Genomic DNA, 23,232 nt, shown 5'->3' with positions numbered 1-23,232 from the left:
CGCGCGCCCGACGCGACCGCACGACGAGGGGCCCCGTACCGGAGAACCGGTGCGGGGCTCCTCGTCGTCGCGGGCGGTCAGCCCTGCGCGACCGGGAGCGTCCGCTCCCACCAGTCGAGCACGTGCTCGAACCGCACCAGCCGGTGCTGCGGGCGGCCGGACCGGGTCAGCTCGTGGCCCTCGCCCGGGAACAGCAGCAGCTCGGCCGGCACCCCGCGCCGCTTCAGCTCGACGAACCAGCGCTGCCCCTGCTCGACCGGGCACCGCCAGTCCTGCTCCGAGTGGATGACGAGCGTCGGCGTGGTCACGCGGGACACGTGCGCCATCGGCGACTGCGCGGCCACCTGCGCGCGGGACTCCTCGTCGTCGCCGTCGCCCAGGTACTCCAGGCCGAAGAACCAGCCGATGTCGCTCGACCCGACGAAGCTCACCGGGTCGAGGAACCCTCGTTCCACGATCGCGCCGACGAACCGGTCGGTGCGGGTGGTCAGCCACGCCGTGAGGTAGCCGCCGTAGGAGCCGCCCATCACGCCGACCCGCTCGCCGTCGAGCGCCGGGTCCTCGAGGGCCGCGTCGAGCAGGGCCAGCACGTCGTCGGTGTCGACCGTGCCGAAGCCGTGCTGGATCGCCTTGCCGTGCGCCGAGCCGTACCCGGCCGCGCCGCGCGGGTTGCCGTAGACGACCGCGTAGCCGGCCTCGGCGAGGGTCTGCACCTCGTCGAACAGGCCGACCGTGTACTGGGCGTAGGGACCGCCGTGGATCAGGAGGATCGTCGGGTGCGGGCCGGCGAACCGCTCCGGGTCCGGGGTGACGAGCCAGCCGTGCACCGGGTAGCCGTCGGGCGCGGTCGCGGTGACCTCGCGCGGCTCGCGGACCCGGCCGGTGGCGCGCAGCGGTGCCGACCAGTCGGTGAGCGCCCGGGTCGCGCCCGTCGCCAGGTCGACGGCGTGCAGGTCGCCGGACGTGACCGGGCCGGCCGCGGTGACCACGGCGACCGGTGCGTCGGTCGCCGCGGCGACGCCGTGGGCGACGAGGCCGGTGAGCAGGTCACGCGTCGAGCCGTCGGCGCGGTGCTCGCGCAGGACGACCGTGCCGCGGTGCAGCACGCCCGCGAGCACGCCGTCGACGGTGACGGCGAACGTCCCGGGGTCGAGGTCGACCGCCTCGGCGTCGGTCAGCCGCTCCGGGGCGCCCGCCGGGGTCGGCGCGGCGTCGCCGGCGGCCAGCGCGAGGCGGAACAGCCCGGTCTGGGTCGCCACGAACTCCCGGCCCGACGTGCCCATGTCCTGCGCGAGCAGCCACAGGGCCGCACCGTCCGCCGACGGCAGCACGGCGGCGACGGCGAGCGTGCTGCCGGCGTCCGCGTCGGTGAGCGGGACGAGCGCGCCGTCGGCGTCCGGCGCGGTGTCCACGACGACCGCGTCCGAGCGCAGGTCCTGGTCCTTGCCGGTGTGCCGGGCCGCGACCGCGACGACGTACCGGCCGCCGGGGAACCAGGCGATCTGCTCGACGTCGGTGTCGTCGGACGTGATCTGACGGGCGGCGGGCTCGTCGTCCGCACCCGGCTGCGCGGCGCGTGCGTCGGGGTCAGCGGGCACGTCGACCACGAACAGCTGGCGGCGCTTGTCGCGCGTGAAGCCGACGCCGTCGTTGCGGTACGGCAGCTCGGTGATGTGCCGGGGACGCTCCGCGCCGGAGTCGCCGTCGCCGTACCGGCCCTCCTCGGGCACGCGGGCGACGAAGGCGAGGGCCGAGCCGTCGGGCGAGAAGCGGGCGGACTGCACGCCCAGCGGGGCGTCGGTGAGCCGGACCGGCTCACCGCCGGCGGCCTCGACCAGGAACAGCTGCGGGCGGCCCTTCGGCTCGGCGCGCAGGAACGCGACCCAGCGGCCGTCCGGGGACACCTGGGGGTCGGTGTCGCGGTGGCCGCGGGTCAGGCGCTGCGGCGGGGTCGCGCCGTCGGTGGCCACCCGCCAGAGCTGGCCGGTGTACTCGTCGGACTCGAGGTCCGGGGCGGTGCGGGCGACGACGGCGAAGGAGCCGTCAGGGGCGACCGCGGGGGTTCCGGGAGCGTGCAGGAGCGCGAGGTCAGCTGGGATCACGCAGCCGACGTTAATACGCTCGGGGCCCCCGCGGGGCCGGAGCTGCCGCCGCGGGGCCCGCGCGAGCCGGTGCGGGACGGGCCCGGACGGGCCCGTGCCCGGGCTCGGGACGGACCAGGGGCCGGTCCGGGCCGCCGGGCGACGCCTCAGGCGGTCGGGGCGTCCTCGGCGGGGGCGGGCGACGACGCGGCGCGGGCGGCGTCGGCCGCCTCGTTCTCCGCGCGCAGCACGGTGATCGCCGCCTCGAAGTCCTCGAGGCTGTTGAACGCCTGGTAGACGCTGGCGAACCGCAGGTAGGCCACCTCGTCCAGGTCGCGCAGCGGGCCGAGGATCGCGAGACCGATCTCGTACGCGTCGAGCTCGGCGCTCCCGCTCGCGCGCAGGTTCTCCTCGACGCGCTGGGCGAGCACCGCGAGGTCGTCGTCGCTGACCGGGCGGCCCTGGCAGGCCTTCCGGACGCCGTTGACGATCTTCTCCCGGCTGAACGGCTCCGTGGCGCCGGACCGCTTCACCACGGACAGGCTCGCGGTCTCGATCGTGGTGAACCGTCGGTTGCACTGCGGGCACTGGCGCCGGCGCCGGATCGACAGGCCGTCGTCCGACGTGCGGGAGTCGACGACGCGGGAGTCGGCGTGACGGCAGAACGGGCAGTGCATGGACGCCTCCTCCGGGATGTGGTGCACGCGCCGGGCCGGCGACCGCGGCGACGCGCGCCCGCCCGGACGACCGAGACACGGTAGGGCCCCGGGAGCGGGCGGTGCAAGGCGGATCCGCGGAGGGGTGAACGCGCAGCTCAGCGCGCCGGGAAGCGGTGCCCGGGAAGACGACGAGGGTGGCCGCTGCTGCGGCCACCCTCGTGGGGACGCCCCCGTCCCGTCTCGTCCGGACGACTCGCCTCGTCCGGACGGTTGCTGCACGCCTCCGCGTCCGGCCCGAGGGCCAGGACGACGACGCGTCCCTCGCGGCGAGCCCCCCAGCCAGCCGTTCGAGGTGGCACCACAGTAGAGGCGCGCCGGCCAATTACGCAAGCACCGAGTGCCGTAATCCGTTCGAGACCTCGATCCCCGGTTGACCAGCGGCTTCGGAGCCCCGTCGCGCTGCGATCCGGGACCGCCGCTCACCACCGCCTGGTGGCGACCGACGGGACGTCAGGAGCCGGCGGGGAGCAGCAGGACCTGGCCGGCCTGGAGCGAGGCGTCCGCCAGGCCGTTGAGCTCCTGCAGGCCGAGGACGACGTCCCGCACGTCCTCCCCCGGCCCCGCCACGCTCGCGGCGATCGCCCACAGCGTCTCGCCCGACTGCACGGCGTGCGTCGTCACCTCGGTGGCGCGCTCCGGGGCCTCGGCCACCGCGCGGCCGCCCACGAGGCCGCCGAGGACGACCGCCAGGCCCAGGAGGGTGACGACGACGCGACCGCGCCGCGTCAGGTGGAGGCGGCCCTCGCCACCTGCGGCGACCGGCCGACGCGCATCCCCGTCGCGTCGGGCGGGCGCCTGCCGGCGCGCCGGACGGGCGATCCCCGGGTGTGCTGCGATCGCGCTCATCCCCACCACTTCCCTCCTGGGCCGCCGGGCGACCCGAGTCGAACACCTGTTCGTTCGAACGCTTGTACGATGGAACCACACCCCACCGACGATGTCGAGACACGATCGAACAGGTGTTTGATCCCGTCCGTCCGTCCCCCTACGCTCGGTGACGTCGGGTACAGCGCACCACGAGGCACTGACACGCCCGCCCGACGGACCGCCGCGGACCCACCTGCGGGCGGCTGACCTGGGCGGACGGGACGGGAGCGGGACATGGCGAGCGACGGGACGGGCACCGCGGCGGGCCTCGGCGAGGCGGCCGTGGCCGAGCTCGGGGACGGCGACGGCCTCACGCCGCGCCAGCGGCTGGTCCTCGAGACGGTGCGCGCGTCGGTCGAGTCGCGCGGCTACCCGCCGAGCATGCGGGAGATCGGCGACGCCGTCGGCCTCACCAGCCCGTCGAGCGTCAAGCACCAGCTCACCGCGCTCGAGCGCAAGGGCTACCTGCGCCGCGACCCGAACCGGCCGCGCGCGATCGAGGTCGTCCAGCCGGACGACTCGCGCGGCGTCGCCCCGCTCCCCGGTGTCGCGGGCATCACGGGGATCGGCGACGCCGACTCCGCCGCGCGCGAGGGCGCGCCCGAGGCGGCGTACGTGCCGGTGGTCGGCCGCATCGCCGCCGGCGGCCCGATCCTCGCCGAGCAGCTCGTCGAGGACGTCTTCCCGCTCCCCCGCCAGCTCGTGGGCACGGGCGAGCTGTTCCTGCTCAAGGTCGTCGGGGACTCGATGGTCGACGCCGCGATCTGCGACGGCGACTGGGTCGTGGTCCGCCGGCAGCCCGTCGCGGAGAACGGCGAGATCGTCGCCGCGATGCTCGACGGCGAGGCGACGGTCAAGACCCTCAAGCGCGCGGACGGCCACGTGTGGCTGCTGCCGCAGAACCCCGCGTACTCGCCGATCGACGGCGACCACGCCCAGGTGCTCGGCCGCGTCGTCTCGGTGCTGCGCTCCCTCTGACGCCGCGCCGGCCGGGCGGCATCCGGCCGACGGTCAGACCTCCCCGCGCAGCGCGGTGACCGCCCGCTGCACGTCTGCGGCGTCGTTCCAGACGTGGAACGCCAGCCGCACCCGCCCGGCGCGACCGGCGACCCGGCAGCCCGCGGCGACCAGGGCGCCGCGCCGGCGTCCCTCCGGGTCGGGCAGCGTCACGATCGCGCTGCCACCGGGCCCCAGCCCGAGGCCCGCGCGGAAGGCGTCGGCGAGCCCGACCGCGTGCGCCTGGACGGCGTCCCGGTCCGTGCCCGCGAAGGCGTCCAGCGACTCGGCGGCACCGAGCCACGCCTGCCACGCCGGCGAGACGTCGAACCGCCGCGCGTCCCCCGCCAGCCGCATCCCGGGCCCGTAGCAGGACGCCCAGGGGTCGTCGCCCGCGTACCAGCCCGCGTGCACGGGGACCAGCGCGTCCTGCGCCTCGGCCCGGACGGTGAGGAAGCCGGTCCCGCGCGGGGCGCACAGCCACTTGTACGCCGCGGTCACGCTCACGTCGTACCGGGACGCGTCGACGCGGCGCCACCCCGCTGCCTGGGTGAGGTCGCACAGCGTCCGGCTGCCCGCCGACCGGGCCGCCGCGAGCACCGCGTCGTCGTCGAGCACCGCGCCGGTCGCCGACTGCACCAGCGAGTAGGCGACCAGGTCGACACCCGGCACGACGGCCTCGGCCAGCCGGTCCGCGGGCACGTGCTCGACCCGCAGCCGGCCCTGCGCGAGGAAGGGGAACACCACCGAGCTGAAGTCGCCGTCGACGCACAGCACGCGCGCGCCGTCCGGGAGCGACGCCGCGACCACCGCGGCCATCGCCGAGACCTGCGACCCGATCGCCACCCGGTCGGCGGGCACGTCCACCAGCGCCGCGAACCGCTCGCGCGCGGTCACCACCGCCTGCTCGTACCGCGCCACGTCGAGGCCGCCCGACGACCACCGGTCCACGTCCTCGCGCAGCGCGCGGGCGGTGCGGCGGGGTGCGACGCCCGCCGTGGCCGCGTCGAGGTGCCCCCGTACCGGGTCGAAGTCGGATCGGAGATCGTCGAGCGTGCGCATGGCTCCAGGCTCACCGATCGGCACGCATGCGAGCAACGACCAGTTCGTCATCGACCCATGCGGCGCACTTATGCTTCGGCGTATGGTCTCCCGGAGCCTCGACGCCGCCGCGCTGCGCCTCGTCCGCGCCGTCCAGGACACCGGCAGCGTTACCGCCGCCGCGCGGGAGCTCGGCCTGACGCAGCCGGCGGCGAGCCAGCAGCTGCGTGCCGTCGAGCGGCTGGTCGGCACGCCGGTCGTGGTGCGCGCCGGGCGCGGGGTCCGGCTGACCGAGGCCGGTCAGGTGCTCGCCCGCAACGCGTCGGCCGTCCAGACCGCGCTGGACGCGACCCTGGAGGAGGTCGCGGCTGTCGCCAGCCTGCGCGCCGGCCGGGTCCGGGTCGCCGCGTTCCCGTCGGCCGCGGCCACCCTGCTCCCGGGCGCGCTCGCCGCGCTCCGCACCGCCCACCCGGGGGTCGGGGTCACGCTCGTGGAGGCGGAGCCGCCAGAGGCGCTGGCCGAGCTCGCCGCCGGCCGGGTGGACGTCGCCGTGACGTTCCGCGACGCGCGGCCGGACCCGCTCCCCGCGGACGACGACCGGCTGCGGCGCGTCCCCCTGCTGCGGGACGACGTGGTGGTCGTGCTGCCCGCGTCCGACGGCCGCACCGCCGGCGAACCGGTCGACCTCGCCGGCCTGGCCGACCGGCCGTGGATCGCGGGCTGCCCGCAGTGCCGCGCCCAGCTCGTCGGCACCTGCGCCCGCGCCGGCTTCGCCCCGCGGGTCGACTTCGCGACCGACGACTACCTGGCGGTGCTCGGCCTGGTCCGGGCCGGGCTCGGCGTGGCGACCCTGCCGGGCCTGGCGCTGGCCGCGCTGCCGCACCCGGGCGTCACGGTGCACCCCGCCCGGCCCGGCGCCGCGCGGCTCGTGGAGGCCGTCGGCGAGGCGGGCACCGCGCGGGTGCCCGCCGTGGTCGCCGCGCTGGCGGCGCTGCGCGAGGCCGCGACGGCGGTGCGGCACCCGCACGTGCGGGTGCCGCGTCCGCGCACCGCCTAGAGCCCGAACCGGCGGGCGACCGCGCGCAGCTGCTCGCCCGAGCGGCGGAGCCCCGCGAGCTCGTCGGTCGACATCGGGACCTGCAGCCGCTCGCCGACGCCGGACCGCCCGACGATCGACGGGACCGACAGGCAGACGTCGCTGATCCCGTGGTAGCCGTCGAGCAGCGACGACACCGGCAGGATGCGGCGCTCGTCCTTGACGATCGCCTCGATGATCCGCGAGCCCGCGAGCGCCACCGCGTAGTTCGTCGCGCCCTTGCCGGCGATGATCCGGTAGGCCGAGTCGACGACCTCGCGGGCGATCGACTCGCGGACCTCGTGGGTGAGCGGCACGTGGCCCTCGATGGCGTTCCAGTCGAGGATCGGCACGCCGCCGATGGTCGCCGAGGACCACAGCGGCAGCTCGGTGTCGCCGTGCTCGCCCGCGATGTAGGCGTGCACGTTCTGCACGGCGACGCCCGTGTACTGCGCGATGAGGTAGCGCAGCCGCGAGGAGTCGAGCACCGTGCCGGACCCGAACAGCTGCGTCGGCGGCAGGCCGGAGAACTTCAGGGCGGCGTACGTGACGATGTCGACCGGGTTCGTCACCATCACGTACACGGCGTTCGGCGCGACCTCGACGAGCGAGGGCAGGATCTTCTTGACCAGGGCGATGGTCGCCTCGGCCAGGTCGATCCGGGTCTGCCCGGGCTTCTGCTTGGCGCCCGCGGTGATCATGACGACGTCGGCGTCGGCGCACGCGGCGATGTCGTCCGAGCCGATGACCTCGGCCATCGGCATGAACTGGATGCCGTGCCCGAGGTCCAGCGCCTCGGCCTCGACCTTCGCCTTGTTGATGTCGTAGAGCACGACGCTGCGGGCCGCGCCGCGCATGAGCGCCGCGTAGGCCATCGTCGACCCGACCGCGCCCGCGCCGACGACCGCCAGCTTGGTGGTGCGGCGGGGCTGCAGGGGCGTGCCCACCAGACCCAGCTCGTCGCCCTCGACGTCGTCGATCTGCTCGCTCACGGCGGTCCTCCCGTACGTGCTGCCCGTGCCCGCGCACCGGTCGGCGCGCTGGTCACGAGGCTAGCGGGCCCACACGCCCGGGCGCGCCCCGGGCGGGGGCCCCGGGCGCGTCGCGGGGCCGCGGACGCCCTGGTCAGGCGGTCGGCGCGGGCGCCGCGAGCCGGCGCAGCGCCCCCAGGGCCACCTCGCGGTCGGTCGTCCGCCAGAACGCCGGCAGCGACCGCGTGAGGAACTCCCCGTACCGGGCCGTCGACAGCCGGGGGTCGAGCACCGCGACGACGCCCCGGTCCCCCGTCGACCGGATCAGCCGCCCCGCGCCCTGGGCGAGCAGCAGCGCGGCGTGCGTCGCCGCCACCGACATGAAGCCGTTGCCGCCGGACGCCGCCACCGCCTCCGACCTGGCCGACTTCACCGGGTCGTCCGGCCGCGGGAACGGGATGCGGTCGATGATCACGAGCTCGTTCGACCGCCCCGGCACGTCGACGCCCTGCCAGAGCGACAGGGTGCCGAACAGGCAGGTCGGCTCGTCGGCGGCGAACTGCTTCACGAGCGTCGGGAGTTGGTCCTCGCCCTGCACCAGCACCGGGAGGTCGAGCCGCTCGCGCATCGCCTCGCCGACCGCGACGGCGGCCCGCCGGGAGGAGAACAGGCCGAGCGTGCGGCCGCCGGCCGCGGTGATCAGCGCCTCGATCTCGTCGAGCTGCGCGTCGGTGGCCGGCTCGCGCCCGGGGGGCGGCAGGCGGCGGGCGATGTAGAGGATGCCCTGCCTCGGGTAGTCGAACGGGCTGCCGACGTCGACGCCGTGCCAGGGCAGCGACGCGGGGGCCGGGCTCGCCGCCGGCTTCGGCACGTCCAGCGTGGTGCCCTCGCTGCCGCCCGGCGCCGACACCGCGACGGTCGCCGCCGTCGCCGTGGCCGCGGCCGCCTCGCCCGCGCCCTCCAGCCCGATGCTGCGGGCCATCGACCGGAACTCGCCGCCGAGGCTCAGCGTCGCCGAGGTCAGCACCGACGCGCGCCCGGACAGCAGGTGCGTCCGGATCAGGCCGTTCACGGCGAGCGGCGCGGCGTACAGCCGGGTGGCGCCGTCGTGCTCGGCGCGGGAGCACCACAGCACCGTGTACCGCTGGTCGTCGGCCTCGGCGGCCATCCGCTCGGCGACCTCGAACAGGGCGAGCACGGACGACGTCGCGATCTTCAGCCCGCTGTCCGCCGGTGCCGCCTCGCCCGCCGCGGGCTTCTCGGGGCGCAGCGCCGACAGCAGGCCGCGCGCCGCGTCGCGCACCATCGCGACCGCCTGGCGGGTGCCCTCCGGGAGCCCCTGGGTGAACCGCCCCTCGGGCAGGTGGATCAGCGCGGCGCCGAGGGCGGTCGCCGCCGAGTCGAGGTCGGTGGTGGCGATGCCGCCGTGCCGGCGCGCCATCCGGCCCGCGTGCTCGACGCTGCCGACGGACAGCTCGGCCGTGGACTGGGCGGTGACCCGGTCGGCGAGCTCGTGCGCCTCGTCGACGACCAGCACCTGGTGCTCGGGCAGCACGTGCGGCGAGCCGGAGGCCGCCACGCCGAGCATCGCGTGGTTCGTCACCACGACGTCGGCGGACCGGGCGGCGGCGCGGGCGCGCTCCGGGAAGCACTCCTCGAGCAGCGGGCAGCGCTGACCCAGGCACTCCAGCGACGTGACCGACACCTGGCGCCACGCCCGGTCGGTCACGCCGGGGACCAGGTCGTCGCGGTCGCCGGTCTCGGTCTCCTCGGCCCACTCCCGCAGCCGGACCACCTGCGCGCCGAGCGACTCCTTGCCGGCGTCCTCGCCGTCGGCGGGGTCGGTCGTGGACGGGTGCTCGGCCGCACCGCGGTCCCCGAGGTCGAACAGCATGCCCTGGTCGTCCGGCGGGTAGCCGCCCGACGTCTTGTGCACGCACACGTAGTTGTGCCAGCCCTTGAGCAGCGCGATCCGGGGCTTGCGCGGCAGCTCGGGGGCGAGCGCGTCGGCCACCAGCGGCAGGTCGCGGGTCATCACCTGGCGCTGGAGCGCGAGCGTCGCGGTCGACACGACCACCCGCTCGTCGGCGACCACGGCGTGCCGCACGGAGGGCACCAGGTACCCGAGCGACTTCCCGGTGCCGGTGCCGGCCTGGACGAGCAGGTGCTCGCCCTTCTCGACCGCCTCGGCGACCTGGTTCGCCATCCGGCGCTGGCCCTCGCGGGGCGAGCCGCCGAGCGCCGCGACCGCCACGTCGAGCAGGTGGTCGACGTCGGGAGCGGGATCGGGCACCCGGACAGGGTAGTCGGGCGCGGGGACACCTCCGGCACGCGGAGGGTCCCCGCGCGGGGCCTCAGCCGCGCTCGACGGCCGCTGCGGCGAGCTCGGTCGCCAGCGCCTGGTCGACCCGGCCGCGGAGCGCGGTGCCCTGCGGCGTGTGCTCCTCGGCGTCGATCTCGCCCGTCTCGTGCACCCGGTGCACCAGGTCGCCGCGGTCGTACGGGATCACCAGGTCGACCGTCACGCCCGGGCGCGGCAGCTGGTCGGCGATGACCGCCTGCAGCTCCTCGATGCCCTCGCCGGTGTGCGCGGAGACCACGACGGCGCCGTGCTCCCGCGAGCGCAGCCGGGCCACGGCCTCGGGCTCGGCCAGGTCGGCCTTGTTGAGCACGATGATCTCGGGCACGTCCATGGCGCCCGGGATGTCGGCGAACACGTGCCGCACCGCGGCGATCTGCCCCTCCGGGTCGGGGTGCGACGCGTCGACGACGTGCAGCACCAGGTCGGCGTCGGCGACCTCCTCGAGCGTCGACCGGAACGCCTCGACCAGCTGGTGCGGCAGGTTCCGGACGAAGCCGACGGTGTCCGCGAGCGTGAACACGCGGCCGTCCGCGGCCTGGGCGCGCCGCACCGTCGGGTCCAGGGTGGCGAACAGCGCGTTCTCCACCAGGACGCCGGCGTCCGTGAGCCGGTTGAGCAGCGAGGACTTGCCCGCGTTGGTGTACCCGGCGATCGCGACCGACGGGATCGCGTTCTTCTTCCGGGACGCCCGCTTGGTGGCACGGGCCGGCTCCATCGCGGCGATCTCGCGGCGCAGCTTAGCCATCCGGTCGCGGATGCGGCGGCGGTCCAGCTCGATCTTCGTCTCACCGGGTCCGCGCGAGCCCATACCGGCGCCGGCGCCGCCGACCTGGCCACCGGCCTGCCGGGACATCGAGTCGCCCCAGCCGCGCAGGCGCGGCAGCAGGTACTCGAGCTGCGCGAGCTCGACCTGGGCCTTGCCCTCCCGGGACTTGGCGTGCTGGGCGAAGATGTCGAGGATCAGCGCGGTGCGGTCGACGACCTTGACCTTCACCACGTCCTCCAGCGCGCGGCGCTGGGACGGGGCGAGCTCGCCGTCGACGACCACGGTGTCCGCGCCGACGGCCAGCACCACGCCCGCGAGCTCCGCCGCCTTGCCGGAGCCGAGGTACGTGCCGGGGTCGGGGTTCTGCCGGCGCTGCAGCAGGCCGTCGAGCACCTGCGAGCCCGCGGTCTCGGCCAGGGCGGCGAGCTCGCGCAGCGAGATCTCGGCGCTCTCCTGGGTGACGCCCCCGCCGCCCCAGAGGCCGACCAGCACGACGCGCTCGAGGCGCAGCTGCCGGTACTCGACCTCGGTGACGTCCTGGAGCTCGGTGGACAGCCCCGCCACCCGGCGCAGCGACGTGCGCTCCTCCAGGTCGAGCTGCTCGCCGTCGTACGTGGTGTGGACGGTCGCACCGTCGTGGACCGCCGTGCCCGCCCGCGCGAGCACGCGTGCCACGACGTCGTCGGCGACCCGCTGGGCGTCGCGCGCGGCCTGCTGCGCGTCCACCTCGGTCTCCGGGACGTCCTGCTCGCGAGTCGTGGGGTTCTGGGGGTCGTTCACGCGGTTCCTTCGCTGTCGGCGGCGGGCGGCCGTCGTCGGCGGCCCGGGTACCAGTGTCGCGCGCCGCGGGGTCGGGCGCGAGGCTATTCGCCACGGGCGGACGGTGCGCCGGGACGGGCCGGTAGGGTCGCGGCGTGACCGGCACCGAGCACTACTTCACCGCCGAGCCCGCCTCCCCCGACGAGCGCCGGGCCCGCACCGTGCACCTCGCGGGCCGGGACGTCGAGGTCGAGACCGCCGGCGGCGTGTTCTCCCCCGACCACCTGGACGGCGGGACCGAGGTGCTGCTGCAGCACGTGCCCGACCCGCCCCGCGACGGCGACCTGCTCGACCTCGGCTGCGGCTGGGGGCCGGTCGCGCTCAGCCTCGGCCTGCTCGCCCCGCACGCGCGGGTGTGGGCCGTCGACGTGAACGAGCGGGCGCTCGACCTGACCCGGCGGAACGCGGCGCGGCTCGGGGTCGACGGGCTGACGGCGGCGCGACCCGAGGACGTACCGGACGACGTGCGGTTCGCCGCCATCTGGTCGAACCCGCCGATCCGGGTCGGCAAGGAGACGCTGCACGCGATGCTGCGGCAGTGGCTCGGCCGGCTGGTCCCGGGCGGCGAGGCGTACCTGGTGGTGGCGAAGAACCTCGGGTCGGACTCGCTGCTGCGCTGGCTGGCGACGGAGCTCGACGGGGCCGCGGCGGTGGACCGGGTCGCGACCGCGCGGGGGTTCCGGGTGCTGCGGGTGGTCGCGGCGGGCTGAGGCTCAGCCCGCGCGCACCGCCGCGACCGCGGCGCGCGCCTGCGCGAGCGACGGCACGCCGGTCACGCTCAGGACCGGGGAGCCGGCGGCGTCGAGCAGCACCGTCGTCGGGGTCTCGGTGACGCCGAACCGCTCGGCCAGGTCGGCCCGGTGCGCGACGTCGACCTCGACGTGCGCGACGCCCTCCTGGGTCGCGACGACGCGCTCCAGCACCCGGCGGGTGGCCCGGCACGGCGCGCAGAAGCCGGACGACAGCTGGAGGAACGTCGCGTCGCGGCCCAGGGGGCGGCGCAGGTCCTCGGCCGTCAGGGCGGCGGCGGTCGACGTGTCGGTCACGCGGGGTGCAACGCGGCCGCGGGCCTGGGTGTTCCGGCGCCGGACGGGGACGCGGGCGCGGTCAGCGGGGCAGCGCGGCCGGGTCGACGTCGAGGTCCGCGACGAGGACCGCCGGGCCGGCGAGCTCGACGTGGCCGTCCGGCAGGGCCGCGACCCGCACGGTCCCGCCCGGCACGTCCACCAGCCAGACGTCCGGCGCCTGCGGCCCGGCCCAGGCCCGCACCGCGAGCGCCGCGGCGCACGCGCCGGTGCCGCAGGACCGGGTCTCGCCGACGCCGCGCTCGTGCACGCGCATCCGCACCCGGCCGACGACCGTGCCGTCCGCGAGCCGCTGCTCCCCGAGCGGGACGACCAGCTCGACATTCGTGCCGTGCGGCGGCACCGGGTCGACCGCGGGGGCCCGGGTGAGGTCGGCGGCGGCGAGCTCGGCGGCGTCCGCGAGCGCCAGCACGGTGTGCGGGTTGCCCAGGTCGACGCTGAGCGCGGGGCGCGGCACCGGCAGGCCCGGGACGTCGACCTGCGCGTCGGCGCCGACGGCCGCGGCCTCGGGCCCGCCCGGCAGCCGCCACTCCCCCATGTCGACGGCGTACCAGGTCTCGCCCGCGGGGCCGGCGGCCACCCGGACGCGCCGGACGCCGGCGCGGGTGCCCAGCACGAGCTCGCCCGCCGCGGGGTCCCACAGGCCGAGCGCGCGGGCGTACTCCGCGACAACCCGCACGCCGTTGCCGCACATCTCCGCGATCGACCCGTCGGCGTTGCGGTAGTCCATGAACCACGTGGCGGCCGGGTCCTCCGCGAGCACCGCGGCGCCCTCCGGCAGCTCCGCGCTGGCGACCAGCCGGATGACCCCGTCGCCGCCGATCCCCGCGCGGCGGTCGGCGAGCGCGCGGACCAGGTCGGCGTCCAGCGCGATCCCGGTCCGGCCGTCGAGCAGCACGAAGTCGTTCTGCGTGCCGTGGCCCTTGGTCACGCGCAGCGCCGCGACCGTGCCGGGCAGGGCGCGGGCGGCCGGGGAGGCGGCGGGGGCTGTCATGACCCCAGACTACGGCGCGGCGCCGGGTCGTCCGTGGCGAGCCCCAGCTCCCCGGAGTCGGCCGACCGGACGAGCGCGAGGGCGCGGTCGACGAGATCCGGGTCCTGCGCGTCGAGCCAGTGCACCCGCGGGTCGCGACCGAACCAGCCCATCTGCTTGCGGGCCAGCCGCCGGGTGCCGGCGACCACCTGGGCGCGGGCCTCGTCCTCGGTGATCTCGCCGCGCAGGGCGGCCAGCACCTCGGCGTAGCCGACGGCGCGGGAGGCCGTGCGGCCGACGCCGCGTCCGACCAGGCCGCGCACCTCGTCGACGAGCCCCGCGGCCCACATCCGGTCGACCCGCGCCTGCACCCGCTCGTCGAGCACGGCGCGGTCGCAGTCCAGGCCGATCTGCACGGCGGGGACCTCGTAGTCGTGACCGGGCAGGTTCGCCGAGTACGGCCGCCCCGTGAGCGCGATCACCTCCAGCGCCCGGACGATCCGGCGGGCGTTGCGCGGGCCGATGTTCTCCGCGGCGACCGGGTCGGCGGCGGCGAGCTCCGCGTGCAGGGCGCGGGCGCCCTCGGCCTCGACCCGGGCCTCCAGCGCGGCGCGGACCTCGGGGTCGGTGCCGGGGAACTCGATCCGGTCCAGCAGCGACCGCACGTACAGCCCCGACCCGCCCACCACGACCGGCCGGCGGCCGCGGGCGGCGATGTCGGCGAGCGCCGCGCGGGCGTCGCGCTGGTACGCGGCGACCGAGGCGTCCTCGTGCGGGTCGAGCACGTCGAGCAGGTGGTGCGGGACGCCCCGGCGCTCCGCGACGGCGAGCTTGGCGGTGCCGATGTCCAGGCCCCGGTAGAGCTGCAGCGCGTCGGCGTTCACGACCTCGCCGTCCAGGTGCTCCGCGAGGGCGACGCCCAGGTCGGACTTGCCGGTCGCGGTCGGGCCGACCACGGCGACGACGACGGTCAACGGGGCTCCTCGGGGTGGTGCGGGACGGGACGGTGCTGCGGGGCGCGGACGGTCGGGCCCGCGGGCGTGACGGGGTCGGCGAGCCGCCAGGCGGCGACGACGTGCTGCGCGCCCGCCACGACCTCGGGGTGCACGGTGGCGGCCTGGGCGAGCGCGCCCGCGGGGAGCAGCGCCAGGGTGGCCCGCCACGGGGCCCGGCCCGAGACGGCCAGGTCGCGCGCGCCGTCGGCACCGAGGTCGTCGAGCGCGCGGGCCAGTGCGGCGGGCCCCTCGGCGAGGGCGGCGAGCAGGGCGTCGTCCACGGCGGGGGCACGCGGGTCGTCCGCGAGCGGGGCGTCCGGTCCGTGCCGGGCGCTCAGCGACCCGACGACCACGACCGCGCGCGGGGCGGCGGAGGAGTCGTGCGCGGCGACGACGTGGTCGGCGGCGCGGTCGATCTCGACCACGTCGACCGGCGCGGCCACCCCGGCGGCGCGCAGCAGCACGAGCGCGACCGACGCGGGCACGTCCGCGCGCGGGGCACCGTCGAGGGCGGGCGGCGCGAGGTCGGGCAGGTCGAGGCCCGCGGCACCGAGCCCGGGCGCGACGGGGTGCGGCAGGAACCGCCCGCGACGCGCGGGCGCGACCACGAGCACCCGCCCGACGCCCGGGTCCCCGTCGTCCCCGCCGGCTCCGAGGTCTCCGGCGAGACCCGCGAGCGCCGCCACCGCCGCGTCCCGCAGCCCGGCGGCGGGGTCGGCCCGACCGGCGGCCCCGGGGACGAGCAGGGCGGTGTCGGGCAGGAACACCACGGCCAGGCTCACCCCGGCACCGTATCCCGCCGAGCCCCGCCGCTCCGCCCCGCGCTCGCTCCTCGCGGCCGCCGCCGAGATGGCAACTCTCGGCTGCGCGGCCGTCCCCGCGCACAGCCGAGAGTTGCCCTCTCGGCGAGACCGATCGCCGAGCGGGCAGTCGATGTCCCCATCCGGCGGGCGGAGGGGACGTCTGGTGCCCACTCGGCGCGGTGGGAGCGCGCGGTGGGACGGCGCAGCGCGGGCGGCGCGGCGTAGCGCGGGTCAGGAGGTCAGGGTGCGGGCCAGGTCGTCGGCGCGGGCGTCCTGGCCCGAGCGGCGCAGGACGTCGACCAGGGCGTTCGCGACCTCGCCGTGCGGGGCCCGCTGGCGGGCTGCCTGGAACCCCTCCATCGCCGACTCCAGGTGCCACACCGCGTCCTCGACGCTGCCGAGGCCGTCGTGCAGCCGCCCGGCGAGCCAGAACGCGTGCGCGGCGTCCGCGAGCGCACCGAGGCCGGCGTAGGCCTCGGCCGCCGACTGCGCGCGGGTGGCCGCGGCGGCGCTGCGCTCCGGGCCGCCGAGCGTCGCCAGCAGCCGGGCCGCCGCGTCGTCCAGGTCGGCGGCGGCGCGGCGGTGCTCGGCCTGCTCGCGGGCGACGAGCTCCGGCGCCCGGTCGTCGTCGTCCGGTGCAGCGTCCGCGGTCAGCCGGAGCAGCAGGCCGTCCGCCTCCGCGAGCACGGCCTCGGCCTGGCCGGTCACCGCGGCGGCGCCCGCCCACGCGACGACGACCGGGGTCACGACCGTGGCGGGGACGTCCGCGGCCCGGAGCCGGGCGACCGCCGCGGCGTAGCCGGAGGCCGCGCCGTCGTCGTCGCCGAGCACCTGCGCGCAGTGCGCGGCCTCCGCGTAGCCGAAGCCGGACTCGGTCAGCAGGCCGGCGCCCTCGAACGCGACCGCGGCGTCGAGGTAGGCACCGGCCGCGGACTCCAGGTCGCCGGTCCCGGCGAGGCGCTCGGCCTCCGCGACCAGCGCCGCCGGGTCGGCCGGGGCGGCACGCCGAGCGTCGGCGGGAGCCGCGCCGTCCGCGCTCGTCGCGGTACCCGCCCCGTCGGACGCCGCGGCGTCGTCGCCCGACCCGCCCGCTGCCGGCACCGCGCCGCCGCGCGCCGCCAGGCCCCGCGGCAGCACGTCGAGGTCCAGCGCGTCCGCGGCCGGCTCCGTCGCCCAGGCGCGGGCCACCGACTCGCTCTCGGCGCTCGTCCCGTTCCGCGCGTCGAACTGCCTCGCCAGCGCCGTCGCCTCGGACCGCAGCCAGTCGTCCAGCTCGGTCACGGTCGTCGCGGGCACGACGGTCAGCCGCACCGGCAGGTCGCCCTGCCCGGCCGAGCGCAGGACGTGCGTCGCCGCGCCCACCAGCCGCGCGAACGCCAGCCGCGAGTACGGCGTGTCCCCGCCCGTGAGGTACTGCTGGTCCGCCTCGATCGCCCGGACGGCGCGCTCGGCCTGCCCACCGCGCGCCAGGAGCCGCACCCGGCGACCGCGCGCGCCGACCATGTCGGACTCGGCCTCCGCGAGCGCCGCGACGGCGCGCCGGTGGGTCCGGGCGGCGTCGCGGGGGCGCCCCTGGTCCAGGTAGGCCTCGGCGAGGTACGACAGCATGTCCGCCGGCTCGGACGCGCACGACGGGTCCTCGGCGAGGGTCTGCTCGATGATCCGGATGCCCTCCTCGGCCCGGTCGGTGCCGATGAGCCACGCGGCGCGGTCGCCGGGGTCGCACGCCTCGCACTGGGAGAAGTCGTCACGCGGGGTGGCGATCCACGCCTGGTACGCGGCCTCGACGTCGGCGGCGCCACGCTGCCGGGCCCACGCGAAGCGCTCGTAGGCGACCGCGTCCATGCCGTTGCCCGCGAGGGCGTAGCGGCGCTCCATGTCCGCGAGGGTGCGGTCGATCTGCTCGGCGGGCACGGTCGGGAAGTCCGCGAGCCCGGAGATCATCCACTTGAACGACCAGAACAGGCCGTGCCGGTCCTGCTCGTCGAAGTGCTCGGGGTGCTCGTCCCACCAGCGCAGCAGGCGCGCGAACGCGACGAACGACCGGTCGACCTCGCCGCCCCACTGGTAGGCCTCGACCAGGGTGCCCAGCGCGTAGGCGCGTGCGGCGTCCGGCCCCTCGGCGTCGACCAGCCGCACCTGGCGCTCCGCGGCCTGGGTGCGGGCGAGCCCGTACGGCATCTGCCGCACGCGGGTGATCTCGCGGTTGGCCTCGTCCAGCGTGCGCGTCACGCGCGCTCCTCCCCGGCCGGTCCCCCGGCCGCCTCGTCGTCGGCGCCGGGCAGCGCGCCCGGCACCCCCTCGCCGGCGCCGCCCCGGGGGCCCGCGCCGGACCCGGCCAGCCCGGCGCGCAGCAGCACCGACATCGAGCCGGTCATCAGCTCCGAGTCCCGCGCACGCAGCGGCTCGCCGGACAGCAGCAGGGCGGACACGTACAGGGACCGCAGCCCCGCGGAGACCACCTCGCCCGGCGGCGCGTCCAGCAGGTCGCGCACGAGCGGGCTGGCGTCGTTGAGCACGAGCCGGCGCGCGGCGGCGGGCGCGGCGAACCCCGCGAGCACGTCGCTCCACACGTCGTCGGCCTCGGCCATCGCCGCCTGCAGGTCGCGCTGGTGGTCGCCGTCCCGGTCGTGCAGCAGGACGGCGGGCAGCTCGGCGGGCTCGAACGTCCGCAGCACGAGCTCGGTGTCGAGGGGCCGCAGCACCTCGCCGCCCGCCCGCACCGCGTCGAGGGTCGCGAGCTCGCGCTCCGGCGCCACCGGTGCGAGCACTTGCGCGATGTCGCCGGCGCCGAGCGGCCGGACCTCGCCGAGCCCGCGCCCGGGCCCGCGCGCCGCGAGCCGCGCGAGCAGGTCCGCGTCGTAGACGTAGCCCGCGTTCACCACGGCCAGGCCCTGCGCGCGGGCGACCGGGGCGATCCGCCGGTACTCCTCGAGCGTCGGCGCGAACACCACCTGCCCGTGCTCGGCCGCGACCTCGGCGAGGGTGAGCGTCCCGTCGGTCGTCTCGTAGGGCAGGATCCGCGCCGCGAGGTCGAGCATCGTGTCGTCCGTCAGGGCGAGCGAGCGCACCGCCAGGTGGTGCGTGCTCACGAACTGCCGCGCGAGGGCGGTCGACGACTCCAGCGTGCGCAGCGTCCAGGACCGGACCGCGTCCGCGAGCGCCTCCTGCGTCGCCAGCAGCACCTCGTCCGTGTACAGCGCCTCGCGGGAGGCGGTCGGGCGCAGGCCCGAGGCGTCGATGACGCACCGGACGAAGAACGCCCACTCGGGCAGCAGCCCGTCGACGCGCGTGCCGAGCAGCATCCGCTTGAGGTAGACCCGGTGCGCGCCGCCGCCGCCCGGCGGGACCGCCGCGGGCAGCACGAACGCCACCCCGGTGACCCCGGCCAGCGGGACCGACAGGTCGATGCCGGCGAGCGGCGTGAAGCCGAGGGTCTGCTCGCAGTACCGGGCCAGCGCCTGCGTGCGGGCGGCCTCGTCCGGGTACTCGCGCGCCCAGGGCGCCTCGGGCGCCGAGATGCGGCGCCACACGTGCCCGGGGCGCGGGGCGCCGTCGGCGGACAGGTCGTCGGCGGGATCACCCGCGCCGGGTGCCGCGGCCGCGGTCCCCAGCGGCACCTCCACCGCCACGTCGACCGGCAGCAGCGAACCGAACTCCGCGGCGAGCGCCGCGACCGTCTCCCCCGCGAGCCAGTGCTCGAGGTCCCGCCGCGGCCGGAGCCGCACGGTGCTGCCCGCCGGCAGGTCGGCGTCCGGCAGCTCGACGAGGTCGTACGACCCGTCCGCGTGCCCGCGCCAGCGCACGGCCGGGGCCAGCGGGTCCCGGGCGGAGCGGGACACCAGCTCGATCCGGTCGGCCACCATGAACGCCGACAGCAGGCCGATGCCGAACTGGCCGAGGAACTCCTCGCGACCGACGCCGAGGTCGAGGTCGCGCTTGGACGACCGGCCGACGGTCGCGAGCAGCTCCTCGGCCTCGGCGCGGGTCAGGCCCACCCCGGAGTCGGTGACGAGCAGCGAGCCGTCCGGCAGCGGCCGCAGCCGTACGGTCGCCGGGCACCCCGGGTCCTCGGCGCGGCGCGCGGTGATCGCGTCGACGCCGTTCTGCAGCAGCTCGCGCAGGTAGACCCTGGGTCCGGAGTACAGGTGCCGGGCGAGCAGGTCGACCACGCCGTGCAGGTCGACCTGGAACGCCCGCGCGGCGGGGTCCGTCATCGGCGCCGGGTCACTCCCCGGAGGCCGCGGCCTCGGCGGCCTTCGCCGCGGCGGCCTCGGCCGGGAACTGCTCGTCGAGGTGCTCGAACAGGCTCAGCGCGGTGGTGATGCCGCACGCGAGGTGCAGGTCGATCTGCTCGTCGGTCGCGCCGTGCTCGTAGTCGACCGTGTGCTCGGCGTACACGCCGACGACGTCGTCCTCGGCCCGCACGTAGCCCTTCGGCCACAGCTTCTCGGAGTTCCAGGTGTTCACCAGGTCGACCACCCGCGCGTACTGGTCGATCCCGACCTTGCGGTTCCACCGGCCGCGGGTCTGCAGGTACTCCTGCTGGCCGCCGAGCCGGAAGAAGTAGAACAGGTGGCCGTCCCAGTAGCCGCCGATGTCGCCGTCGTCGTCGACCCCGTAGTTCATCTCGCGCGCGTCGAGCACGTCGATGACCCGCTGGTGGGACAGCGGCTGCAGCGCGGGACCGGCCGCCGCGGCGTCCGGCTTGGTGAAGAAACCCATGGCGTCCTCGTCGGTGTCGCGCGGGGCGCCCGTCGGCCCCGCTGGTCGCGTCGGTGCTGGTGGTGGGCGCGCACGGCGCCGTCCGGGACGAGCCTAACCCGATCGCGCGAGCACCCAGCCGCCCGAGATGTCCGATCCGGTGAACACGGGGTGACCACGCTGGCGACGTCGGCGCCCGCGCGTATGGTGTGCGCATGGGTCTGTTCGGGAACCGCCGCCCCCGCCGCGGACCGGGCCGCCCGGCGAGCGGTCGCGAGGCCGCGCCGGTCCCCGCCAACCCGGGTCGGGGCGGTGCGCGCGGGTCGGAACCCGGCGGCGTGTCCGTGGACGACGGCCGGCCCACCCCGCTGAGCACCGACCGGATCGTGCGCTGGTTCGAGCGGAACGACTTCCACTACTTCACCGACGACGACGGCGACCTCGGCGGGCTGTGGCGGGGCCGGCTGTTCTACTTCTTCCTGTTCGGCGAGCACCAGGAGATCGTCCAGGTGCGCGGGCAGTGGAACCGCGAGATCGCGATCGAGCGCCTCGAGGAGGTGCTGGACGCCTGCACCGAGTGGAACGCCGAGCGCATCTGGCCGAAGGCGTACGTGCGGGTCCGCGACAACGGCATGGTGCACGTCGTCGCCGAGGTCTCCACCGACCTGGAGCACGGCGCGACCGACGAGCAGCTGAGCCAGATCCTGTTCTGCGGCCTGTCCACGTCGAGCACGTTCTTCGACGCGATCGACGAGCTCTACCCCGACCCCGCGGCGGTGGCCCCGTGACCGCGCCCCGCACGCCGGGCTGGCTGTCCCGGGTGCTCGGTGAGCGCGCCGCCGCCCCCGCGCCGCAGCACCGGGTGCCGCTGCAGGCCCGGCCGACGCCGCTGACCCGCGACCGGGTCGCCTCGGCGCTGTCGTCCCGCGGCTACCACTTCCGGGTCGACGAGGACGGCGACCTGACCGGCGTGTGGAACGACTCCCGGTTCTGGTTCCTGCTGCTCGGCGAGCAGCGGGAGATCCTGCAGGTGCGCGGCCGGTGGCACCGGCAGCTCCCGGTCGACAGCCGCCGCGCGGTGACGCTCGCGCTCAACGACTGGAACCGCGAGCGCATCTGGCCGAAGCTCTACCTCCGCGAGGAGGAGGGCCAGCTCGCCGTGTACAGCGAGGTCTCGACGGACCTGGAGCACGGCGTGACCGCCGAGCAGCTGGACCAGCTGCTGTCCTGCGGGCTCGGCACCGGGGTGCAGAGCTTCGCCTCGTTCGACCAGCTGCTCCCGCCGCAAGTCTGAGCCGCGGCCGGCGCCGGGTCGGCCGTCAGCGCCGCCCGAGGGTCGGCAGGCCGAGCAGCACCGGGGCCGCGGGCCCACCCGCGGCTGCGCCCGTCCCGCACGCGTCCCCCGCGCCGCCGTGCGCGTGGTCGTCCTCGCCCGCCTGCCGCCGCTCCCAGGCGTCGCCCGCCCGGGTCCGGCGCACCGCGAACGTGCCGCCCTGCGCCGCCGAGTCGGCGACCAGGTGGTGCGGGGCCGCGTGCGTGACGTCGACCGTGACCAGGTCGCCGGGGCGCGGCGCGTCGGCCTCCGCCAGGCCGGCCGGCAGCGCGAGGTGCACGAGGCGGTTGTCCGCGGCGCGGCCCGACAGCCGGCGGGTCTCGCCGTCCTTGCGTCCCTCGCCCTCGGCGAGCAGCACCTCGACCGTGCGGCCGACCTGCCGCTGCGCCTCCTCGAGGCCGATCCGGTCCTGCAGCGCGATCAGCCGCTCGTACCGCTCCTGCACGACCGCCTTGGGCAGCTGGTCGGGCAGGTCGGCGGCCGGCGTGCCGGGGCGCGGCGAGTACTGGAACGTGAACGCCGACGAGAACCGTGAGGCCTCGACCACGCGCAGCGTCTCGGCGAAGTCCTCCTCGGTCTCCCCCGGGAAGCCCACGATGATGTCGGTGGTGATCGCGGCGTCCGGCAGCTGCGCGCGGACCCGGTCGAGGATGCCGAGGAACTTCTCCGACCGGTAGGACCGGCGCATCGCGCGCAGGACCCGGTCCGAGCCGGACTGCAGCGGCATGTGCAGGCTCGGCATGACGGCCGGCGTCTCGGCCATGGCGGCGATGACGTCGTCCGTGAACGCCGCCGGGTGCGGCGAGGTGAACCGCAGCCGCTCCAGGCCGTCGATCGACCCGGCCGCCCGCAGCAGCTTGGCGAACGCGCCCCGGTCGCCGAACTCGACGCCGTACGAGTTCACGTTCTGGCCGAGCAGCGTGACCTCGATCGCACCCTGGTCGACGAGCGCCGCGACCTCGGCGAGCACGTCGCCCGGTCGACGGTCCCGCTCCTTGCCGCGCAGGTGCGGCACGATGCAGAAGGTGCAGGTGTTGTTGCAGCCGACGCTGATCGACACCCAGCCCGCGTACGCGGACTCGCGGCGGGTCGGCAGCGTCGACGGGAAGACCTTGAGGGACTCCTCGATCTCGACCTGGGCGGCCTCGTTGTGCCGGGCGCGCTCCAGGAGCACCGGCAGCACGTCGAGGTTGTGCGTGCCGAACACGACGTCGACCCAGGGCGCGCGCTCGACGATGCCGGTGCGGTCCTTCTGCGCCAGGCAGCCGCCGACGGCGATCTGCATCCCCGGGCGGGCGCGCTTGGTCCCGGCCAGCCGGCCGAGGTTGCCGTACAGCTTGTCGGCCGCGTTCTCCCGCACCGCACACGTGTTGATGACGATGACGTCGGCCTCCTCGGCCGCCGCGGCCTCGGGCGACGCGGCGACGTAGCCGGCCTGCTCGAGCATGCCGGCCATGTGCTCGGAGTCGTGCACGTTCATCTGGCACCCGAGGGTCTTCACCAGGTACGTGCGCGCGGGCGCGCCGGCCGGCGACGTGGGGGCGTCGGGGGCCACGAGGACGGGGGGCGGGGTCGTCGTGCTCATCGCGGACCAGGGTACGTCCGCGGCTCGCCGTCCTCCGCAGCGATGACTCCACCCCGG

The 23,232-nt window shown here is 76.7% G+C and carries 20 protein-coding genes; 5 read left to right on the top strand and 15 right to left on the bottom strand.

Features of this window, described 5'->3' with window-relative positions:
• Window positions 1-77: 77 nt before the first annotated feature.
• The 3 genes from J5O08_RS04495 to J5O08_RS04485 all read right to left on the bottom strand — a co-directional run bounded on the left by J5O08_RS04495 (window position 78) and on the right by J5O08_RS04485 (window position 3,646).
• Window positions 78-2,102, bottom strand: a complete 2,025-nt coding sequence (locus J5O08_RS04495; protein WP_218705644.1) for a S9 family peptidase — start codon at window positions 2,100-2,102, stop codon at window positions 78-80.
• A 146-nt stretch (window positions 2,103-2,248) separates the two neighbouring features.
• Window positions 2,249-2,758 (bottom strand): transcriptional regulator NrdR, encoded by a 510-nt coding sequence (gene nrdR, locus J5O08_RS04490; protein ID WP_217614632.1) that lies wholly within the window; start codon window positions 2,756-2,758, stop codon window positions 2,249-2,251.
• 492 nt (window positions 2,759-3,250) lie between these two features.
• Window positions 3,251-3,646 (bottom strand): LysM peptidoglycan-binding domain-containing protein, encoded by a 396-nt coding sequence (locus J5O08_RS04485; RefSeq protein WP_217614631.1) that lies wholly within the window; start codon window positions 3,644-3,646, stop codon window positions 3,251-3,253.
• Between the two features lie 255 nt (window positions 3,647-3,901).
• On the opposite strand from J5O08_RS04485, the gene lexA reads away from it, so the two are divergent.
• Window positions 3,902-4,645 carry a transcriptional repressor LexA gene (gene lexA / locus J5O08_RS04480; RefSeq protein WP_147793801.1) on the top strand — a complete coding sequence of 248 codons (744 nt, stop codon included), beginning with the start codon at window positions 3,902-3,904 and terminating at the stop codon, window positions 4,643-4,645.
• Window positions 4,646-4,678: 33 nt separating this feature from the next.
• Here lexA and J5O08_RS04475 read toward each other — a convergent pair whose 3' ends face one another.
• Entirely contained in the window at window positions 4,679-5,725 is a 1,047-nt protein-coding gene (locus J5O08_RS04475; protein WP_218705643.1) for an aminotransferase class V-fold PLP-dependent enzyme, read from the bottom strand.
• An 82-nt stretch (window positions 5,726-5,807) separates the two neighbouring features.
• On the opposite strand from J5O08_RS04475, the gene J5O08_RS04470 reads away from it, so the two are divergent.
• Entirely contained in the window at window positions 5,808-6,761 is a 954-nt protein-coding gene (locus tag J5O08_RS04470; RefSeq protein WP_218705642.1) for a LysR family transcriptional regulator, read from the top strand.
• Here J5O08_RS04470 and J5O08_RS04465 read toward each other — a convergent pair.
• The 3 genes from J5O08_RS04465 to hflX form a co-directional block, all read right to left on the bottom strand.
• Complete coding sequence (locus tag J5O08_RS04465) at window positions 6,758-7,726, bottom strand: L-lactate dehydrogenase (protein WP_217614658.1); 969 nt, start codon at window positions 7,724-7,726, stop codon at window positions 6,758-6,760. The two genes, J5O08_RS04470 and J5O08_RS04465, sit on opposite strands and share 4 nt — an antisense overlap.
• A gap of 178 nt (window positions 7,727-7,904) precedes the next feature.
• Window positions 7,905-10,043 (bottom strand): ATP-dependent DNA helicase, encoded by a 2,139-nt coding sequence (locus J5O08_RS04460; protein WP_308281344.1) that lies wholly within the window; start codon window positions 10,041-10,043, stop codon window positions 7,905-7,907.
• A 61-nt stretch (window positions 10,044-10,104) separates the two neighbouring features.
• Window positions 10,105-11,604, bottom strand: coding sequence for a GTPase HflX (hflX, locus tag J5O08_RS04455; RefSeq protein WP_147796860.1), 1,500 nt, complete (start codon window positions 11,602-11,604; stop codon window positions 10,105-10,107).
• A gap of 188 nt (window positions 11,605-11,792) precedes the next feature.
• Here hflX and J5O08_RS04450 point away from each other — a divergent pair, with 188 nt between their 5' ends.
• Window positions 11,793-12,407, top strand: coding sequence for a class I SAM-dependent methyltransferase (locus tag J5O08_RS04450; RefSeq protein ID WP_218705640.1), 615 nt, complete (start codon window positions 11,793-11,795; stop codon window positions 12,405-12,407).
• Between the two features lie 3 nt (window positions 12,408-12,410).
• Here J5O08_RS04450 and J5O08_RS04445 read toward each other — a convergent pair whose 3' ends face one another.
• From J5O08_RS04445 to J5O08_RS04415, 7 genes are all read right to left on the bottom strand, one after another.
• Entirely contained in the window at window positions 12,411-12,743 is a 333-nt protein-coding gene (locus tag J5O08_RS04445; protein ID WP_308281343.1) for a thioredoxin family protein, read from the bottom strand.
• A 61-nt stretch (window positions 12,744-12,804) separates the two neighbouring features.
• The gene (gene dapF, locus J5O08_RS04440; RefSeq protein WP_218705639.1) at window positions 12,805-13,776 is read right to left on the bottom strand and encodes a diaminopimelate epimerase; all 972 of its coding nucleotides are present in this window, start codon (window positions 13,774-13,776) and stop codon (window positions 12,805-12,807) included.
• The gene (gene miaA / locus J5O08_RS04435) at window positions 13,773-14,729 is read right to left on the bottom strand and encodes a tRNA (adenosine(37)-N6)-dimethylallyltransferase MiaA (protein WP_218705638.1); all 957 of its coding nucleotides are present in this window, start codon (window positions 14,727-14,729) and stop codon (window positions 13,773-13,775) included. The genes dapF and miaA overlap by 4 nt, the downstream gene beginning before the upstream one ends.
• A complete protein-coding gene (locus tag J5O08_RS04430; RefSeq protein ID WP_218705637.1) occupies window positions 14,726-15,532 on the bottom strand; it encodes a hypothetical protein in 807 nt (268 codons plus the stop codon). Before J5O08_RS04430 ends, miaA begins: the two co-directional genes overlap by 4 nt.
• A 252-nt stretch (window positions 15,533-15,784) precedes the next feature.
• The gene (locus J5O08_RS04425; RefSeq protein WP_218705636.1) at window positions 15,785-17,785 is read right to left on the bottom strand and encodes a hypothetical protein; all 2,001 of its coding nucleotides are present in this window, start codon (window positions 17,783-17,785) and stop codon (window positions 15,785-15,787) included.
• The gene (locus tag J5O08_RS04420; RefSeq protein WP_218705635.1) at window positions 17,782-19,770 is read right to left on the bottom strand and encodes an HSP90 family protein; all 1,989 of its coding nucleotides are present in this window, start codon (window positions 19,768-19,770) and stop codon (window positions 17,782-17,784) included. The genes J5O08_RS04425 and J5O08_RS04420 overlap by 4 nt, the downstream gene beginning before the upstream one ends.
• 10 nt (window positions 19,771-19,780) lie before the next feature.
• A complete protein-coding gene (locus tag J5O08_RS04415) occupies window positions 19,781-20,278 on the bottom strand; it encodes a YbjN domain-containing protein (RefSeq protein ID WP_217614621.1) in 498 nt (165 codons plus the stop codon).
• Window positions 20,279-20,472: 194 nt separating this feature from the next.
• Here J5O08_RS04415 and J5O08_RS04410 point away from each other — a divergent pair, with 194 nt between their 5' ends.
• On the top strand, window positions 20,473-21,045 hold the full coding sequence (locus J5O08_RS04410) for a YbjN domain-containing protein (protein ID WP_147793812.1): 573 nt from the start codon (window positions 20,473-20,475) through the stop codon (window positions 21,043-21,045).
• Complete coding sequence (locus J5O08_RS04405) at window positions 21,042-21,551, top strand: YbjN domain-containing protein (RefSeq protein WP_308281342.1); 510 nt, start codon at window positions 21,042-21,044, stop codon at window positions 21,549-21,551. The genes J5O08_RS04410 and J5O08_RS04405 overlap by 4 nt, the downstream gene beginning before the upstream one ends.
• Window positions 21,552-21,576: 25 nt before the next feature.
• Here the strand turns inward: J5O08_RS04405 and miaB are convergent, their stop codons facing one another.
• Window positions 21,577-23,175, bottom strand: coding sequence for a tRNA (N6-isopentenyl adenosine(37)-C2)-methylthiotransferase MiaB (gene miaB / locus J5O08_RS04400; protein ID WP_218705634.1), 1,599 nt, complete (start codon window positions 23,173-23,175; stop codon window positions 21,577-21,579).
• Between the last annotated feature and the right edge of the window lie 57 nt (window positions 23,176-23,232).

The organism is Cellulomonas sp. PS-H5, assembly GCF_019265565.1.
In the GTDB taxonomy this organism is placed as follows: domain Bacteria; phylum Actinomycetota; class Actinomycetes; order Actinomycetales; family Cellulomonadaceae; genus Cellulomonas.
Note: the sequence above shows the minus strand (reverse complement) of the source record. Positions and strands in the feature narration are given on the sequence as shown.

Excerpts from the sequence above, each read along its gene's own strand:
- lexA (WP_147793801.1), top strand. The coding sequence starts at position 3,902 with ATGGCGAGCGACGGGACGGGCACCGCGGCGGGCCTCGGCGAGGCGGCC.
- J5O08_RS04410 (WP_147793812.1), top strand. The coding sequence starts at position 20,473 with ATGGGTCTGTTCGGGAACCGCCGCCCCCGCCGCGGACCGGGCCGCCCG.
- J5O08_RS04485 (WP_217614631.1), bottom strand. The coding sequence starts at position 3,646 with ATGAGCGCGATCGCAGCACACCCGGGGATCGCCCGTCCGGCGCGCCGG.
- nrdR (WP_217614632.1), bottom strand. The coding sequence starts at position 2,758 with ATGCACTGCCCGTTCTGCCGTCACGCCGACTCCCGCGTCGTCGACTCC.
- miaB (WP_218705634.1), bottom strand. The coding sequence starts at position 23,175 with ATGAGCACGACGACCCCGCCCCCCGTCCTCGTGGCCCCCGACGCCCCC.
- J5O08_RS04475 (WP_218705643.1), bottom strand. The coding sequence starts at position 5,725 with ATGCGCACGCTCGACGATCTCCGATCCGACTTCGACCCGGTACGGGGG.
- J5O08_RS04420 (WP_218705635.1), bottom strand. The coding sequence starts at position 19,770 with ATGACGGACCCCGCCGCGCGGGCGTTCCAGGTCGACCTGCACGGCGTG.
- dapF (WP_218705639.1), bottom strand. The coding sequence starts at position 13,776 with ATGACAGCCCCCGCCGCCTCCCCGGCCGCCCGCGCCCTGCCCGGCACG.
- J5O08_RS04470 (WP_218705642.1), top strand. The coding sequence starts at position 5,808 with ATGGTCTCCCGGAGCCTCGACGCCGCCGCGCTGCGCCTCGTCCGCGCC.
- J5O08_RS04415 (WP_217614621.1), bottom strand. The coding sequence starts at position 20,278 with ATGGGTTTCTTCACCAAGCCGGACGCCGCGGCGGCCGGTCCCGCGCTG.